We start from the raw sequence: 16,349 nt of genomic DNA on the forward strand, positions 1-16,349 counted from the left end.
CCCACCGGCAACAGCTGGGCAATTTTCGGCAGTTCGGCGCAGGTGGCGGTGCCGGCCGGCAGCTGGTCCACCGGTTTGGCCAGCAGCATCGACAGACGGAACAAGCCGGCCTGGCGCGCAGCCTCATAACGCGGCATCTCGGCGCGCAGGGATTTGAACTGGGTTTGCGAGCGAGTGACCTGGGTTTCATCGCCACGCCCGGCGTCGCGCAACCGCTGGATCAGCGTGGTGCCCTGGGCCTGCAAGTCGAGGGAATGCTGGGCGATTTCCCGCTCTTCATTGGCCGCGCAAACCTGGGTGTACGCCCGAACGACGTCGGCCACCAAGGTGATTCGTGCGGTATCGGCGGCGGCTTGTGTCGCATCGGCATTGGCTTTCGCCGCCTCGATACCGCGCTGCAACGTGCCGAACAGGTCGAACTGATACGAGGTGGTAATGCCGATGTCGCCAACGTTGGCCACGGGCACTTTTTCCGGCAGCAGAAACGCTTCGCCGGATTCCTGCAAACGCTGGGCGCCGATCTTCACGCCACCACTCCAGCCCCCGGCCGCTTCGGCTTCGTCGACTTGAGCTCGCGCCCTTAAAAGACTGGCCGCGGCGACGCGTAAATCGGTATTGGTGGCCATGGCTTGCTGGACCAACTGATCGAGGCGCGGGTCTTTGTACAACCGCCACCAATCACTGGGCACCGGCGCCGAAACAACGTTCTTGTCGTTCACCGCCAGCTCACCCTGAAAATCATCACGGTGCACCGCGGCTTCGTCAGGCAAATGGTAATCCGGCCCGACCACCTGACACGCTGACAGCAACAGGCCTAATCCGGCGACCGCCAAACCTGAGGCCTTGCTCATTTCGCGGGCTCCTGCTGATCGTCGATGATCGACACCGTCGCGGTCCGCCCGGCGATCATGCGGAAATCTGCCGGCACGTCGTCGAAGGCAATTCGCACCGGAATCCGCTGGGCCAGCCGCACCCAGCTGAACGCCGGATTGACGTTGGGCAGCAGGTTACTGCCGCTGCTGCGGTCACGGTCTTCAATACCCGCCACGATGCTTTCGACGTGCCCACGCAAACGAGCACGGTCGCCCACGACCCGAATGTCGACGCTCTGACCGACGTGAATGCCGTCCAGTTTGGTCTCTTCGAAATACCCGTCGATGTGAAAAGAATTGCTGTCGACCACCGACAACACCGGACGTCCGGCCGTGACGAACTCCTGGGTGCGCGGGGCGCGATCGTTGACATAGCCGTCCACCGGGCTGCGAATGGTCGAGCGATCCAGGTTGAGCTGGGCGCTGTCCACCGCCACCTGAGCTTCCATCAGGGCCACTTCGGCGCGGGCTACGCGGGACTGGCTTTCTTCCAGTTGCTCGCCAGGCACCAGGTTGCCCAGGCCACGGTTACGCTTGTGCTCGCGTTGCGCCTGAGCCAGGGTTTCCTGGCGGTCGGCCACAGCGGCCTTGGCCTGGCGCAACGCCAGTTTGAAACGGTCCTGATCGATGCTGAACAGCACCTGACCCCGTTTCACCAACTGGTTGTCGCGCACTTCCACGGTCTGGATCAGCCCGGACACGTCCGGTGCGATCTGCACGATGTCGGCACGGATGTGCCCGTCCCGGGTCCACGGGGCAAACATGTAGTACATCACCATGCGCCAGACCACGACGACAGCGAAGGTCACGATCAGCAGGGTCAGGACCACGCGACCGATAGTCAAAAAAGGTTTTTTCATGTCATCAGGTATCGACTGAGTGAATCCACGGCGCCGAGGAGCAGGGCGTAGAGAGCCACGTTAAACAATGCCCGGTGCCAGACCAGACGGTAAAAGTGCAGACGCGTCAGCAGCCCGTGCACCAGCAGGAAAATCACATACGTAATGCCCATCAGCACCAGCAGCGTAGGCAGGAACACTCCGCTGATATCCAGATCACCGATCATAAAGGCGCTCCATCGATGCCATGGGGAAGCGGTTCTTCGAGTTCGCCCGTGCCGACAAATTCCACCCCCGGCAACAACGCCAGGCGCAGCCCGCTCAAGGCATGCAGCAAGTGCAGTCGCGCGCCGTCATCGCACTCGGTGTTGAGTGCCCGACGGGTGCGGTCGAGGGTCATCAACAAAGCACTCGGCGCCGGCAGACGTTCACCAGCCTTGAGACAGGCCTTGAAGTATTCGCCGACCTCGGCCACCACCTGATGCAGCAGCGTTTGCGGCACACCGGTGACGCGCGGCGTGTAGGCCAGCAGGTCGAGCAGGTTCAGCGCGACGCGCACTTCACGCAGCGCAATACCAGTGTCCTGGCCGATGATGGCCAGTCTCGGCAGGTGCTGCATCAGGCGATCGAGCATCTGCACACCCAGGTGACGATGCTCGGACAGCGTGGCCGGTTCGGTGAGGCTGACGATGTCGCGCCAGCTGAAACGGGTCAGGCGTTTGGCCGCCAGTTCCGCACCGAACGGACGGGCGATCAGGGTCCAGACAAAAGCAAACAGCAAACCGACGGGGCCGGCCAGATTGGAGTTGGCGAAGCTCAGGAAGTCCGCGTCGTAAGCGCCCTGAATGCTGATGAAGGACGAGGTGTTGACCAGCGTCAGCAGCATGCCCAAATAGAACTGCGGCTTGACCGTCAGGGTGCCGATGCAAATGAACGGCACCGCAAAGGCCAGCACCAGCATCGGGAAGTCATGCAGGTTCGGCAGCACCAGAAACAGATAGAGGCTGGCGAACACGACCGACATCGCCGTCCAGAAAAAGAACCGATAAATCTGTGGCGCCGGGTCGTCCATCGAGGCGAAGAAGCTGCACGCCACCGCCGCGAGAATCACCGCACTTCCGCCGTCGGTCCAGCCCAGCAAAATCCACAACACCGAGGCCACGATGATCGCGGTGACAGTGGACGCCGCCGAATACAGCATCAGCCCGCGATCCAGGAACGGCGACAGGCGACCCAGACGCCAGTGGCGGTACACCGCGCGCCAGCTGTCCTGGCTTTCGCACTGGATGGCGTATTGCAGGCTGCGACAGTCCTGCCACAAATCGATCCACTCACCGAGGCGATAGATCGCGTTGGAGAACAGCAACTGCTTGCGATCTTCCAGCTCATCGGCACTCGGCTGCAGGGCTTCGAGCTGATGTTTCAGCGCCTGCCAACGGTTGAGGTCGGCGTCTTTATGGTCGAGCCATTCGGTGGTCGCGGCGAGCAACGGAGCGAACCTGGCCACCAGCTCGGGCGTACGCCGTTCAAGGGCATACAGCGCGTCGTCGAGGGCGTCGATGACCGGCAACAGGTGAATCATCCGCCCGCGCAGCTCTTTGGTATTGCGCACGGTTTGCGGCCGAGCGCCTTCATGGGGCAACTGGCCGATCATCAATTCCAGGGAGTTGAAGGTAGTCACCATTGACGAGCGCAATGCGCTGACTTCATCCGGCTGCACGTTCCGGCTGAGAAACCGCAGGCTGTAGGTCGAGGCATCGGTAAACCATTTGCTCACCGAATCGTTGAACACCGGCGCCAGCCTTCGGGGCCAGAACATGGCACCCATCACCGCCGCGACGGCGATGCCCAGAAAGATCTCTTCCGTGCGCGCCTCGGCCACGTCCCACACCGCAAGCGGGTTATCCACCACCGGCAGGGCGATCAGCGGCAAGGTGTAGCCGGCGAGCATTAGCGCATAGCTATTGGCGGTGCGCAGGTGCAGGGACAGGAACAGCAGCGTTCCGGTCCACAAGGCGATGACGACCACCAGCACATAAGGGCTCTGAACGAACATCGGCACGAAAAACACTGCCGCCATTGCCCCGAGAAAAGTACCAATGGCGCGGTACAGCGCCTTGGAACTGGTAGGGCCGACGAACGGGCTGGAGACGATATAAACCGTGGCCATCGCCCAGTACGGACGAGGCATTTGCATGAGCATGGCGATGTACAGCGCGATCATCGATGCCGCAAACGTGCGCACACCGTAGAACCAGTCGCGCGCTGGGGGCATGCCGGTAAAAAATCCGTTCAAGAGCTGACCACCGACGGCGCGTTCGCGGCTTCAAAGGCTCTCAGCACTCGCAGCGTCGCTTCCAGATCGCTCTGGTCGATCCCTTCGAGTACTTCGTGGCGCAGGCGCACCAGCTCAATTTCGACCGCCTGTACCAGCTCCCGCCCACGCTCGGTGAGGCTCAAACATTTGGCGCGGCGATCATGGGCGTCGGCGGTTCGGCACACATAGCCAGAATGGCAAAGCTGATCGAGCAAACGCACCAGCGAAGGACTTTCCATCCCCGCTGCCTGCGCCACCGTGACCTGCCGCACACCCTCCCCCAGACGCCCGATCATCAACAACGGGACGGCGCAGGCTTCGGAGATTCCATAATTGACCAGCGTGGTCTGGCAGATCTTCCGCCAATGCCTGGCGGCCACCACCATGGCACTGCTGATGTTCATCTGGAGAGCGTCGAGGTTCTTCGGCACGAGGGAATGCACACACTGTTAGTTTGCTAACTATCAATATCGCATTTGAAGGGAAAGGCGGTCAAGTTTTGAAACAATTTACCGCTGAAGAACACGTGCTGTTTGTCTCCTGCCTCGATGTAAAGTCGGAAAAATTGCCCAATATTCCGACCTGGGATTACTAATGACTGATCTTTCTTGTTCGAATTCAGGCAATGACCTGCATTCTCCATCGGAGGATGAATACAGAAGCTTTTTGCAGGAAAAAGTGGCAATAGCGCAGTTATCGATGCTGGAAGGGCAAGGTATCAGCCACGAAGATATCGAACGCCGTTTTTCCCTTAGACGGGCTCTAGCCCGTCACACACCTCGCCCCTTCCTCAACAACACATCCAACTGATCCACCACCTCCGCCCAATCCGCGTCTTCGAGTATCTCGTCACGCAAAAATGCTGCCTGGCTTTCACTCCAGAAGAACGCGTCTGCCAGGTGCAGTTCTGGTTTGAGTGGCGAGTGAGTGGCGATGAATTGGTCGATGCTGACCGGGTCGTTTTCCAGGCCGAGTTGTTTGAACAGGGATGGGAGGCTGTGGGTTGGGGATTGCATGTTGGGCTCCTTGTGAATGATTTGAATGATCGGTGACTGCTGTGCAGTCAATCGCGGGCAAGCCTTGCTCCCACAGTGGACCGCGACTTCCTGTGGGAGCAAGGCTTGCCCGCGATGGCGGTTTCGCTGACGCCGCAAAACTCAATGACTCAGCTCGCACACCTCAGCATGCGGCACCATTTTCAGAAACTCCGGCATGCTCATGTGCAGCAGGTTGTTGTGGTTGCCGGCCTCCAGGTAGATGTCTTTCTGCCGGGTCAGCAGCGGGTCAATGACCATGTCCAGCCCGTAGGATTCACCCAGCGCCGGCACTGCCCCACGCTCACAGTCGTTGAACAGATGCGCCAAAGTGCTTTCCCGGGTGATCTGCCATTCGCCGCTGCCGCGCACCTTGCTCAGGTCCAGATGACGGCTCGCTGGCAGTACCGCCATCAGGTAATGACCGTGGTGGTCGTCGAGGATCACCGATTTGGCCACCCGTTCGGCAGGAATGCCCGCGACCCGCGCCGTTTCAAGGCTGCTGGCCGAGTGAGGGTGGGTGACGATGTCAAATTCGCAGTTGGCTTTTTCTAGGCTGCTCTGCACGGTTCTTGCCATACGCATGATGCACCTCGGTGTCCGCAATGAAGATCGGCGGACGGTGGTTAAACCCGTTCTCTCCCTTGAAAGTCTAGGCGCGCCTGGACCATCGCGCGGGAAATCTGCCCACTGGAACGCAGCCGGCAACTGATCAAAATTCATACAATCCGAGCCTCGACTAAACTGTATACAGAGCCACCTGACGACTCTCCCGGAGGGTCACGTGATTACCCGTTGTTGTGCCGTTGCGCTGTTTTTGGCCGTGAGCGGTTCCGCTCTCGCGGCGGATCCGGTTGTGCTGTTGGTGCCCAACCCGATGGGCGCCTGGTTGATCGTCTTTGGCATCGCGTTTCTGATTGCCGAAGCGGCCTTGCCCAACTATGGCGTGATCGGTCTGGGCGGCATTGTGATGTTCGTGATCGGCGCGGTGATCCTGACCAACACTGACGTGCCCGTGCCGCTGATGATCGGCCTGGGATTGGTCAGTGCGCTGCTGCTGATCTTCCTGCTGATCCACGCCCTGAAAACCCGACCGCGCCACAACGTCAGCGGCGATTCCGGGCTGATTGGCAGCGTCACCCCGGTCACTTCATTACAGGCTGGCAATGCCTTGACCGGATGGGTGCACCTGCAAGGCGAACAGTGGCAAGTACTCAGCGCCACACCGCTGCAACCGGGGCAACGTGTGCGAGTGGTGGCGCGCAAGGGATTACTGCTGCAAGTCGCCGCGGCTGACGCGGCACCGCCTGGAGAATAGTCATGGGCCTGCAATTGGGTTTTGCCGCGCTGCTGCTGTTGCTGATTGCACTGGCGGGTTCGACCTTTCGCATCCTGCGCGAATACGAACGCGGTGTGGTCTTCCAGCTCGGCCGTTTCTGGCAGGTCAAGGGGCCCGGTCTGATCCTGCTGATCCCGGTGGTCCAGCAGATGGTTCGCGTCGATCTGCGCACCGTGGTGCTCGATGTGCCGCCCCAGGACGTGATCACCCGCGACAACGTGTCGGTCAAGGTCAACGCCGTGCTGTATTTCCGTGTTCTCGATCCGCAGAAGGCAATCATTCAGGTCGAAGATTTCCTCATGGCCACCAGCCAATTGGCGCAGACCACTTTGCGCGCGGTCCTGGGCAAACATGAACTGGATGAATTGCTGGCCGAGCGCGAACGATTGAACATCGACATCCAGCAAGTGCTCGACGCCCAGACCGACGCCTGGGGCATCAAGGTCGCCAATGTCGAAATCAAGCACGTCGACCTCAACGAATCGATGGTCCGCGCCATCGCCAAGCAAGCCGAAGCCGAGCGCGAACGCCGGGCGAAAGTCATTCATGCCGAAGGCGAATTGCAGGCCTCGGAAAAACTCATGCAGGCGGCCGAAATGCTGGGCCGTCAGCCAGGTGCCATGCAATTGCGCTACATGCAGACGCTGAGTTCGATTGCCGGGGACAAGAGTTCAACCATTGTCTTCCCATTGCCCATCGAATTGCTCAAGGGCATGGCGGATCTGTCGTCGAAACCGTGAAAAAGAAATGCAGATTTGTGGCGAGGAAGCTTGCTCCCTCGCCACAGGGTTAGCGCGACTTACCAGTCGTAACTCACGCTCGACACCACCGTCCGTCCATCCCCGTAATAGCAATCCCATTGGCTGCGGCAGCTGGCGACGTATTCCTTGTCGGCGAGATTTTTCACGTTCAGCGCCAGTTTCACGCCTTTTAGTTTGAAGGCCGACATGCCCAGGTCATACGTCAGACTGGCGTCGTACACCGTGTAGGAGTCGATCTGAAACGCGCCCTCGTAGTCATCGCCATAGCTGCCTCGGGCATAACGTGCGCCAACCCCCGCACCGACGCCTGCCAATGGCGTATCGCCGAGCACGGTGTAATTGACCCAGAGCGCGGCGGTCAGCGGCGGATTGCCCGCCGGATGACGGCCTTTGCGACCATCGTTGTCCTTGGTGTATTTGATGTCGTTGCGCGACGCCGAGGCAATCACGTCCAGCGCTTCGGTGAGCTCTGCCTTGGCTTCAAACTCGACGCCCTTGGAGCGAATCGCACCGCTTTGATTGCTGAACCCGGGGTTGCCGAGGTCGGTGGTCAGGATATTTTCCTGCTCCAGTTCGTAAGCGGAAATCTGCACGAAACTGTTCTGCCCCGGCGGTTGGTATTTCACGCCCGCCTCGTACTGCTTGCCGGTAGAAGGGTCGAACGCCTTGCCCTGCACGTTAGTCCCGCTGAGCGGCAGGAACGATTCCGAGTAGCTGATGAAAGGCGCCAGGCCGTTATCGAACAGGTAGACGATGCCACCGCGCCCGGTAAATTTCTCATCCTTGCTGCTGGTGTGAGCACCGCTCAGTGGTTGCTTGTTGTCGGTCTCGGCCCAGTCATAGCGGCCGCCGAGGACAAACACCCACTGATCCAGCTTGATCTGATCCTGGGCGTACAACCCGGTCTGGGTGATGGTGTTGTCCCAGCGGTAGTTGTTGCCGAAGTTAAGGGGCTGACCATAGGTCGGTGTGAACAAGTCGATGATCGGCGGGTTGTAGTCATACAGACCGTCGAATTTCGAATTGAAGTGGTAGTAATCCAGCCCGACGATTGCCGTGTGGCTGAACGGACCGGTGTCGAACTCGGCCTGGGCAATGTTATCCACACCGAAGACTTTGTTGTCCTGTTGCCAGTCCACGCCGTAGCGAGTCTGGTAACGCTGGTCGTTTTGCCCGGTGATCGGGTTGGTGACGAACCGGTAGCCATGCAGCGGCGCGGTGTAGTGGTCATTGACCCGTGCGTAGCGCGCGTTCTGTTTCAGGGTCCAGACGTCGTTCAGCCGATGGGAAAACTCGTAGCCGAACGCGTATTGCTCACGGTGGTAATCGTTGACGTCGGGCTCACCGAGGAACAGGTCGCGGTCGATCTTGCCATTGGGGTTATCGAACAACGTGCCCACGGCCGGAAGCCCCTGCGCTTCGGGAACGCCCTTGTCTTTCTGGTACTGGGCAAAGAGCGTCAGGCTGGTGTCTTCACTCGGACGCCAGGTGAAACTGGGGGCGATGAACTGGCGTTTTTCCTCGACATAGTCGATCTCATCGTTGCTGTCGTTGGCCAGCGCGGTCAGGCGGTAGAGAAACTTGCCTTCATCGTCGAGCGGGCCACCGAGGTCGATGGCAGCGCTTTTATGGTCGTAGCTGCCGGCCTCGAATTTGATTTGATGCAAGGCGGTTTCGGTCGGACGCTTGCTGACCAGATTCACGATACCGCCGGGCTGATTCTGGCCGTACAGCACCGATGCCGGGCCTTTGAGTACCTCGATACGCTCCAGCGAGTAGGGCTCGATTTGCAGTGCACCACCGGTACTGCCGCCGCCATAAGGCAGGTGCAAGCCATCGAGGTAAATCGGCGTGGGCGAGAAGCCTCGCGACGTCGGCTCATCGAAAATCTTCACGCGGTCGGAAAAGCCACCACCGGTAATGCCCGGCGTGTAGCGCAGGGCTTCGGTCACGCTTTGGGCGCTACGGGAACTGATCTCGGCGGCGGTGACGACGTTGATGGTTTGCGGAATTTCCACCAGCGCCGCGTCAGTCTTGGTGCCGGTAGCACTGCGCTTGGCGACGATGCCGTCGACCGGGCCCCAGGCATTTTCAACCGCCTCGGTAGCGCTGACGCGTGTGGCGCCCAGTTGCAATGGACCGCCTCCCGCGATCGGCTGCAGTGACCAGCCACCTTGGGCGTAGACAGCCTGCAAGCCACTGCCGGCGAGCACCCGTTCAAGCCCTTGGGCCACATCGAAACGCCCCTGTAGTCCGGTGCTGCGCTTGCCCTCGGTGAGTTGCGCATCCACCGACAGCAGAATTCCCGCGTCACTGGCAAAACGATTCAGAACCTGATCGAGATTACCCGCGGCGATGCTGTACTGACGCGCCTGACTCACGCTGGCGTCATCGGCCCAGGCCAGGTTCGGCAGCAGTGGCGTGGTGGCCAGCAAAGTGGCGAACACGCCGCGGCGCAATACGCCATTGAACGGAAAAAACGTCTGTGTCGGATGATGTGGCATTCCGGAACTCCCCATGAGAATGCTTCTTGATTTGCTTTCAAGAGGTATCCCGGACGGGGCATGAAAACCGACAAGCGCTTCTTAAATTTTTTTTAGATATCAGACGCGGCGTTTCACCGTCACCCAATAACGGGTCACCGACTCGACCTGCACGGGCAATGTGCGTTCGAGAGCGGCCAGGACGGCATCCGTGTTGTCGAGTGGAAAAACGCCGGTCAGCAGCAAGTGCGAGACCGTGTCATCGCAACGAATCCAGCCCGGTCGATAACGCGCCAGCTCGGCCAGGAACCGACCCAGCGGCTGACGCTCGGCCACCAGACGCCCTTGGCTCCAACTGCTGCCGTTCGGGTTCGCAGGCTTCATCGGGTCGGTGCCATTGGCGCTGAACCATACGCTGTTGCCTGCATTCATCAGCACCGGCGCTGCATGCCGAGGGCTGATGCGCAGTTGGCCTTCATACAGTTCGACACGGGCGCCGTCGTCCATTTCACGTACAGAGAACCGTGTTCCCAATGCCTGGACATCCCCACTGGCGGTTTCCACGATCAATGGGCGGACGGGGTCGTTTCCGCTGGTGAGCAGAATCTCGCCCCGGATCAGCTTTATCCGGCGCTCTTGCGCAGTAAAACGCAGGTCGATCGCACTGTTGCTGTTGAGGTCGAGCCGGGTGCCGTCGCTCAAGGTCATGTGGCGAATCTCGCCGGTGGCGGTGCGGTGTTCGGCAAAGGTTGCGCGCCAGGACACCTGGTTCTGCAGCAGATAGCCGCTGCCACCGGCAACCAGTAGCAGGCCCAGCATCTTCAAGGCGGCGCGGCGCTGCGGATCAGGGCTATCGCGCAGTACGGCCCGTGCACGACCGGCCGGCACCGCGCCGAAGGTTTCCTGCAACTGCTGCAATCGCTGCCAGGCGCGGCGGTGTTCCGGATGGGCCTGCTGCCAAAGCGTGAAGGCCTGACGCTTTTCTGCATCCAGGTCGCCGCCCCAGTGCAGCATCAACCATTCACTGGCTTGCTCGACGATGGCTGGCTCGATGGGCGCATCGTGGGCGCGGTTCATGATTCGTAGACCAGTTGATAGCAGGCCAGGATCGCGCGGGTCATGTACTTCTGCACCGAGCTGACGGTAACCCCGAGCCGCTCGGCAATTTGCGCATAACTCAGCCCTTCGAATTGCGAGAGCAGAAAAGCCTGGCGCACGTTATCCGGCATGCGATCGAGCATCGCATCGATCTGGGTCAGCGTTTCAAGGATAAGGGCCCGGGTTTCGAGCGACGGCGATTCGGGCTCCGGCAGATGCGCGATGCTCTCCAGATAAGCGCGCTCGATGCGCAGACGCCGCCACTGGTCGATCACCAGGTTGCGGGCAATCTGCGCGAGGTAGCTGCGACTCTCCTGCGGACCGGGCAAGCGCCCCGACACCAGCAGGCGCAGGAACGTGTCCTGCGCCACATCCGCCGCATGCTCACGATCACCCAGGCGCTTACGCAACCAGCCTTGCAACCAGCCATGGTTATCGCGGTAAAGACGATGAATCGAATCGTTGCCGTCAGTTGTTGCGTCCATGGGAGGTCTACGTGCGTGATTGATAGCAATTATCATTACACTTTACGCAGCGACTGGCAAAACGACATTGATCAGCGGCTGATGCCGCCAGGGCAACAAATCCATTTCACGTGACTCCGCATTCTACAACTGGAGATACAAAGCGAAAATCGACAGTCCCCATATGCATAAACCCAGCGCAACCCACACCCAATTAGAGAAAGTGAGCGAGGAATTGCTCGTGCCATCCGGGTCATTTTCAGAAAAATTGATTGCCCCTTGCACACGCAGTAAGAAGCACGTTTGCAGAAGTACAACCGTAAGGCTTATTGCAAAGCTGATACGAAAATCAGGCACCCATGCTCTCGCAATACCCACGCACGCGATTGTGATTACACCGACGGCGAGACTTCTCGGAAACCAGCGCAACTGACGATCTGAGGCCCTGATCTTCCGGTCGATTCTGACGAGTAGGGAGTAAATGAAAAAGACCCCGAAAATCGTACGCAGTAAAGGCAGGACGTTGTTGCCGGCTGCCCGCTGTTGCTTCCAGTTTTTGTAAAACCAATAAGGTAAATAAAAGCCACAAGTAGATACGAACAACAGCGCGAATTTGCTTTTGCTCACCACATAAAAAGCGGGATTGCAGGTCGTAGTGTTTGACAGCTCAGAGGTCGGAGTCGCATACGGGTCGGCAGTCATAGGAGCGTATTTATCGTCAAAGAACAGGGGAGAAGATGCTAATCGCTCGAAGAGATCAATAATTCCCACAAAAATAAATCAAGACGCATCCTACAAAACAGCTCTACCTCCTTTCACTCAACGCTGAATCGCCAGCGGATACACCGACTCCCATCCCCCGCCCAACGCCTTGTACAAACCGACCATCGCCAATGACACGCCGGTCGAGCTTTCTACCCACTGTTCCTGCGTGGCCAGCAATTCGCCTTGCACGGTGAGGACGTTGACGAAATCGACGACGCCTTCCACGTATTGATGTTGCGCGGTGCTCAGTGCGATCTGGTTCTGGCGCACGGCTTCGGCGAGGCTGTCGCGGCGCCGTTGGCTGGCGTTGAAGGCGCTCAGCTGATCGTCGATTTCATGCCAGGCGCGCAACACGGTTTGTTGGTAGGCGATGGCGGCTTCCTGTTGCTGCGCTTCACGCAGGTTAAGCACGCCACGCAGGCGCCCGCCATCGAACAGCGGCAGGCTGAATTGCGGGCCGATGCCAAAGGCACGCGAGCCCCAGGAACCTAAATCGCTGAGTTGCATGGCTTGGGAGCCCATGTTGCCGGACAAGGTAATCCGCGGATAAAAATCCCCCTTGGCCACGCCGATGTTCGCGGTGGCGGCATGCAGGCGCGCTTCGGCCTGGCGGATGTCAGGGCGACGCTCGGCCAGTTGCGATGGCAGGCCAATAGCGATTTGAGGCGGGGTTTGCGGCACCGGCGCATCGGTGGATAACTCAACGGACAGCGCGTGCGGCGGTTCACCCATCAACAAGCTGAGCGCGTTGATCAGCTGCAACTGGCGCTGCTCAAGCGCCGGCAGGCGGGATTCGATAGCGGCAACTTGCGCGGCGGCTTCAGCGACATCCAGATCCGTGGCAACACCGTCGGCGAGGCGCAACTGTGAAAGCTTCAGGCTGTGGCGAGCGACATCGAGATTCTGCTCGGTGACTGCGCGAGTGCTTTGCACGCCACGCAGTTGAATGTAGTCCTGGGCGGTTTCGGCAAGGACCGACAGCAATACGCCGCGACGGTCGTTTTCGGCGACTTCGAGCGTGGCATCGGCGGCTTCGGTCTCGCGCCGTACACGCCCCCAGAAATCCAGTTCCCAGGACGCGGAGAAGCCGGCGTCCCACAGGTTGAACGCCGAGTCGCCATTGTGTCCGGACGGGTCGCTCAGGCCTTCGCCGCTGTTGCGTTTGCGCCCGTAACTGCCCGTGGCGGCAGTGTTCGGATAGCGCTCGGCAGTGATTACCTGACGTGCTGCGCGGCTTTGCTGCAAGCGGCTGCTGGCGAGTTTGAGGTCGAGGTTATCGGTCAAGGCGCGCTGGGTCAGGGCCGAAAGTTTGGGGTCGTGGAAGACGTCCCACCAGCGTTCGTCCATGGGTTCAGCAATGGCCTGGCTGGCGGCGGCTTTCTGTGGTGCTGACCATTCGGCGATCTGTTGTGGCTGTGGTTTTTGGAAATCCGGGCCGACGGTGCAGGCGCTCAACGACGACAAGCTCAGCACAAATGCGATTGAGCGAACGCAGACCTTGTGGCAAGGGGGCAAGTGGTGGCTGTTGTTCATCGCTGCGCTACCTCATGCTTGTCGGCACCGGCAGTATCAATACTCGCCTCCACCGACATTCCCACCCGCAGCCGTTCGGCCAATGGCTGACCCGGATCGAGCACGATCTTCACCGGAATTCGCTGCACGACCTTGGTGAAATTCCCGGTCGCGTTATCCGGTTTGATCGACGCAAAGGTCACGCCCGTAGCCGGCGCGATGCTCTCGACACGCCCCCTCAGGGCCTGACCATCGAGGCTGTCGACAAGCACCTGAACGCTCTGACCGGCTTGCACGTCAGCCAATTGGGTTTCCTGGAAATTGGCCACCACATACGCCTGCTCCAACGGCACCACGGCCAGAATTTTGCTGCCCGGCGTGACATACGCTCCAACCCGAACCGCCCGCTCGCCGACCATGCCGTCCTGAGGCGCGACGATGCGCGTGTAAGACAGCTCGTAGCTGGCCATTTCCAACGCCGCTTGCGCACGTTTAAGACCGCCGTCCGCCGCGTCGCGCTGGGCGGTGAGGATATCGACTTGCTTGCGTTCCGCCGCCAATACCGCAGTCGCATTGGCCAACCGCGCGGTGGCCTGATCGATACGGGTCCGGGCTTGCTGAGCGTTTTGCACCGTGCCAGCGCCCACACCGGCGAGGTGGTTGTAGCGGTTCAATTCATGATCGGCGAAAGCCATTTCTGCCTTGGCAGAGACGACAGTCGCTTGTGCCTGAGCGATCACTGACGTCTGACGCTCCAGCGTCGCTCGGGCGTTTTGCAACTGAGCCCGGGCGACCAGTGTTTCGGCATCGGCGGCCTGCGCAGCGGCGCGCAAATCCCGGTCGTCAATCAGCGCCAGCAACTGCCCGGCCTTGACCTGCTGGTTGTCTTCCACCAGCACTTCCTTGATGAACCCGGCAACGCGAGGCGCCACAAGAGTGAAGTCCGCTGAGACAAAGGCGTCATTGGTGCTCTGCTGCGTTCGCTTGCCGAAAAGACCGGGCACCAACACGCAGATCAACACGCCAACGGCGACCACCGCGGCGACGCCAATGGCCACTTTTTTTCTGGATTGAGTTGTCATAAAAACCTTCTGTTTCAGTGGAGCATTCAGATCGGCGCACGGGGCGGATAAACCCGCGTCGGCAGCCAGAAAATCAACAGGATCAGCGCGAGTGCGATGCCAGCCATACACAGGTAAAGATCCGATGCGGTCAGCACCACGGCCTGTTCGTGCAGCCTGTGAGCAAGCCCCTCACTATCGCCGTCCACCCAAGGAGAGTTGCCGAGGCGATCGACCAGCATCGTCGAGTGAAAATGCAGCCGTGCGGTGGTCAGCGCCTCGATCACACCGGTTGCGATCACCGCCGACAGACCTTTCACGGTGTTGAACCAGGCCGAAGCGTAGGGCCCTTCCATTGGACTGATGCTGCCGGTGGCAAGCATCAACAGCGGTAAAACCGCCATGGGCTGGCCGAAGATCTGCAGCAGTTGCAGCCCATAGAAATCATCGCGAATCCACACGGAAGTCAGCTGCGAACCGCCCACGCAGGACAGCGCCAGCATGCTCAGGCCAATGCCCAGCACCCAACGGCAATCAACCCGGCGCAGGTTGCACAGCGCCGCGACCGAAGGCAGCGCGATCAACTGGGGCAGCGCTGCCAGCAACGTAATCGGCGCGGTCTGCACCGGGCGGTAACCCTGCACCTGCGCCAGATAGCTGGACGGAATGATGATGACCGCCAGCAGCACCACCAAAACGCCGGCAAGGGTCAGCAAGGCGAACGACAGGTTGCGGATGCCGAGCATTTGCATCTTGAAAAAAGGAATCGGCTGCGACCATTCGTTAATCAGAAACAGCACCAGCAGCAGTGACCCGCCACCGAGCAATGCACAGATCAAGCTCGACTCGAACCAGTCCAGCCGATTGCCTTGCAGGATTCCGATCACCAGCATGCAGATCGCGGGAAAACCCAGGAGCAATCCGCGCCAGTTGAATTGCTTGAAACGCTCCAGGCGCAGCGGGTCCTGGGGCAAGCCGTACGCCACCGCCACCATTGCCAGCAGACACGGCGCGATGATTTGCCAGAACGTCCAGTGCCAGCTCACATACTCGGTCCATAGCCCGGCCAGCGGCGTACCCAGGCCAGGGCCGAATGTCGCCGTCAGGGCATAACCCGCCAGGCCGTACAACTTCACGTTGGCGGGTAAAAAGCGCAGCGCGACGGTCATCAGCATTGGCGGCAACGCGCCACCCGCCAGGCCCTGCAACGTGCGCATCACCAGCAGGCTTTCGTAATTGGGGGCCAATGGGCAGAGCACGCCCAAGAGAGTGAAAACGCTGATGGCACAGAGGGTGAACCGCCGCAGGGAAAACGTGACTGAACACCAGGGGGCGAACGCCATGGCCGCCACCGAGGTCGCGGTGTAACTGGCGACCAGCCAGGTGCCTTCGTCATAGCCGATGCCCATCGCGCCACGAATGTCGGCCAGGGCCACTTTGGTGACCATCTCGTTGAGGCCAGATACCAGCACGGCAATCAGCACGCCAACGAGGCCAATGATGATTCGCGGACCGAACACCGGCGGCGAGGCAGCGGCCGTGGCAAGCGGTGCCGAGACCGTGAGGGAAGTCATGTACTGCAGGCTCCGGGATTGAATACCGGAGCATTTTAAGAAGTGTGAGTGCTGACGAAAATCAACTTATCAGCAGGTTATAAGTGCGCTAAACGCAACTATCAGATCAAAAGATCGCAGCCTTCGGTGTAGTGGTTCAGTTTTTTTAAACCATCCCGTAGGAGGATTAAGCCGCCTGTTGCTCGAACAGCGCAGGCGGCAAGTGGTTCGAGGCGGAGTGGCAACGGCGA

General features: G+C 60.0%; 16 protein-coding genes. 2 read left to right on the forward strand and 14 right to left on the reverse strand.

The window, feature by feature from the left end; all coding sequences use genetic code 11:
- The 7 genes from GBC55_RS28130 to GBC55_RS28160 all read right to left on the reverse strand — a co-directional run.
- A partial coding sequence (locus tag GBC55_RS28130) for a TolC family protein (RefSeq protein ID WP_247267040.1) occupies nt 1-851 on the reverse strand: 851 nt, incomplete at its 3' end.
- Entirely contained in the window at nt 848-1,732 is an 885-nt protein-coding gene (locus GBC55_RS28135; protein ID WP_162440865.1) for an HlyD family secretion protein, read from the reverse strand. The genes GBC55_RS28130 and GBC55_RS28135, both read right to left, overlap by 4 nt.
- A complete protein-coding gene (locus GBC55_RS28140; protein ID WP_045059488.1) occupies nt 1,729-1,938 on the reverse strand; it encodes a DUF1656 domain-containing protein in 210 nt (69 codons plus the stop codon). Before GBC55_RS28140 ends, GBC55_RS28135 begins: the two co-directional genes overlap by 4 nt.
- Nucleotides 1,935-4,007 carry an FUSC family protein gene (locus GBC55_RS28145; protein ID WP_162440864.1) on the reverse strand — a complete coding sequence of 691 codons (2,073 nt, stop codon included), beginning with the start codon at nt 4,005-4,007 and terminating at the stop codon, nt 1,935-1,937. Before GBC55_RS28145 ends, GBC55_RS28140 begins: the two co-directional genes overlap by 4 nt.
- Entirely contained in the window at nt 4,004-4,432 is a 429-nt protein-coding gene (locus GBC55_RS28150) for a MarR family transcriptional regulator (RefSeq protein WP_162440863.1), read from the reverse strand. The genes GBC55_RS28145 and GBC55_RS28150 overlap by 4 nt, the downstream gene beginning before the upstream one ends.
- A gap of 366 nt (nt 4,433-4,798) precedes the next feature.
- Nucleotides 4,799-5,044 carry a DUF2789 domain-containing protein gene (locus GBC55_RS28155; protein ID WP_162440862.1) on the reverse strand — a complete coding sequence of 82 codons (246 nt, stop codon included), beginning with the start codon at nt 5,042-5,044 and terminating at the stop codon, nt 4,799-4,801.
- A gap of 141 nt (nt 5,045-5,185) precedes the next feature.
- Nucleotides 5,186-5,647 (reverse strand): YbaK/EbsC family protein, encoded by a 462-nt coding sequence (locus tag GBC55_RS28160; protein WP_162440861.1) that lies wholly within the window; start codon nt 5,645-5,647, stop codon nt 5,186-5,188.
- A gap of 199 nt (nt 5,648-5,846) precedes the next feature.
- On the opposite strand from GBC55_RS28160, the gene GBC55_RS28165 reads away from it, so the two are divergent.
- Nucleotides 5,847-6,380 carry an NfeD family protein gene (locus tag GBC55_RS28165; RefSeq protein WP_162440860.1) on the forward strand — a complete coding sequence of 178 codons (534 nt, stop codon included), beginning with the start codon at nt 5,847-5,849 and terminating at the stop codon, nt 6,378-6,380.
- A 2-nt stretch (nt 6,381-6,382) separates the two neighbouring features.
- Nucleotides 6,383-7,141, forward strand: coding sequence for a slipin family protein (locus tag GBC55_RS28170; RefSeq protein ID WP_162440859.1), 759 nt, complete (start codon nt 6,383-6,385; stop codon nt 7,139-7,141).
- 59 nt (nt 7,142-7,200) lie between these two features.
- Here GBC55_RS28170 and GBC55_RS28175 read toward each other — a convergent pair whose 3' ends face one another.
- The 7 genes from GBC55_RS28175 to GBC55_RS28205 form a co-directional block, all read right to left on the reverse strand.
- On the reverse strand, nt 7,201-9,666 hold the full coding sequence (locus GBC55_RS28175) for a TonB-dependent siderophore receptor (RefSeq protein WP_162440858.1): 2,466 nt from the start codon (nt 9,664-9,666) through the stop codon (nt 7,201-7,203).
- A 99-nt stretch (nt 9,667-9,765) separates the two neighbouring features.
- Nucleotides 9,766-10,722: a FecR domain-containing protein gene (locus GBC55_RS28180; RefSeq protein ID WP_162440857.1), complete on the reverse strand. Its 957-nt coding sequence runs from the start codon at nt 10,720-10,722 to the stop codon at nt 9,766-9,768.
- Nucleotides 10,719-11,228, reverse strand: a complete 510-nt coding sequence (locus GBC55_RS28185; RefSeq protein ID WP_162440856.1) for a sigma-70 family RNA polymerase sigma factor — start codon at nt 11,226-11,228, stop codon at nt 10,719-10,721. Before GBC55_RS28185 ends, GBC55_RS28180 begins: the two co-directional genes overlap by 4 nt.
- A 123-nt stretch (nt 11,229-11,351) precedes the next feature.
- Nucleotides 11,352-11,978: a hypothetical protein gene (locus GBC55_RS28190; protein ID WP_162440855.1), complete on the reverse strand. Its 627-nt coding sequence runs from the start codon at nt 11,976-11,978 to the stop codon at nt 11,352-11,354.
- 48 nt (nt 11,979-12,026) lie between these two features.
- The gene (locus GBC55_RS28195; RefSeq protein WP_247267041.1) at nt 12,027-13,505 is read right to left on the reverse strand and encodes an efflux transporter outer membrane subunit; all 1,479 of its coding nucleotides are present in this window, start codon (nt 13,503-13,505) and stop codon (nt 12,027-12,029) included.
- Nucleotides 13,502-14,566 (reverse strand): HlyD family secretion protein, encoded by a 1,065-nt coding sequence (locus GBC55_RS28200; RefSeq protein WP_162440854.1) that lies wholly within the window; start codon nt 14,564-14,566, stop codon nt 13,502-13,504. The genes GBC55_RS28195 and GBC55_RS28200 overlap by 4 nt, the downstream gene beginning before the upstream one ends.
- Nucleotides 14,567-14,592: 26 nt before the next feature.
- The gene (locus GBC55_RS28205) at nt 14,593-16,119 is read right to left on the reverse strand and encodes an MFS transporter (RefSeq protein ID WP_162440853.1); all 1,527 of its coding nucleotides are present in this window, start codon (nt 16,117-16,119) and stop codon (nt 14,593-14,595) included.
- Nucleotides 16,120-16,349 lie beyond the last annotated feature (230 nt).

Source organism: Pseudomonas sp. TNT3 (assembly GCF_010095445.2).
GTDB lineage: Bacteria > Pseudomonadota > Gammaproteobacteria > Pseudomonadales > Pseudomonadaceae > Aquipseudomonas.

What these genes read in the sequence shown, in the direction of transcription:
- GBC55_RS28135 (WP_162440865.1), bottom strand. Translation starts at nt 1,732, where the DNA reads ATGAAAAAACCTTTTTTGACTATCGGTCGCGTGGTCCTGACCCTGCTG.
- GBC55_RS28140 (WP_045059488.1), bottom strand. Translation starts at nt 1,938, where the DNA reads ATGATCGGTGATCTGGATATCAGCGGAGTGTTCCTGCCTACGCTGCTG.
- GBC55_RS28150 (WP_162440863.1), bottom strand. Translation starts at nt 4,432, where the DNA reads ATGAACATCAGCAGTGCCATGGTGGTGGCCGCCAGGCATTGGCGGAAG.
- GBC55_RS28155 (WP_162440862.1), bottom strand. Translation starts at nt 5,044, where the DNA reads ATGCAATCCCCAACCCACAGCCTCCCATCCCTGTTCAAACAACTCGGC.
- GBC55_RS28160 (WP_162440861.1), bottom strand. Translation starts at nt 5,647, where the DNA reads ATGCGTATGGCAAGAACCGTGCAGAGCAGCCTAGAAAAAGCCAACTGC.
- GBC55_RS28170 (WP_162440859.1), top strand. Translation starts at nt 6,383, where the DNA reads ATGGGCCTGCAATTGGGTTTTGCCGCGCTGCTGCTGTTGCTGATTGCA.
- GBC55_RS28175 (WP_162440858.1), bottom strand. Translation starts at nt 9,666, where the DNA reads ATGCCACATCATCCGACACAGACGTTTTTTCCGTTCAATGGCGTATTG.
- GBC55_RS28180 (WP_162440857.1), bottom strand. Translation starts at nt 10,722, where the DNA reads ATGAACCGCGCCCACGATGCGCCCATCGAGCCAGCCATCGTCGAGCAA.
- GBC55_RS28185 (WP_162440856.1), bottom strand. Translation starts at nt 11,228, where the DNA reads ATGGACGCAACAACTGACGGCAACGATTCGATTCATCGTCTTTACCGC.
- GBC55_RS28195 (WP_247267041.1), bottom strand. Translation starts at nt 13,505, where the DNA reads ATGAACAACAGCCACCACTTGCCCCCTTGCCACAAGGTCTGCGTTCGC.
- GBC55_RS28200 (WP_162440854.1), bottom strand. Translation starts at nt 14,566, where the DNA reads ATGACAACTCAATCCAGAAAAAAAGTGGCCATTGGCGTCGCCGCGGTG.
- GBC55_RS28205 (WP_162440853.1), bottom strand. Translation starts at nt 16,119, where the DNA reads ATGACTTCCCTCACGGTCTCGGCACCGCTTGCCACGGCCGCTGCCTCG.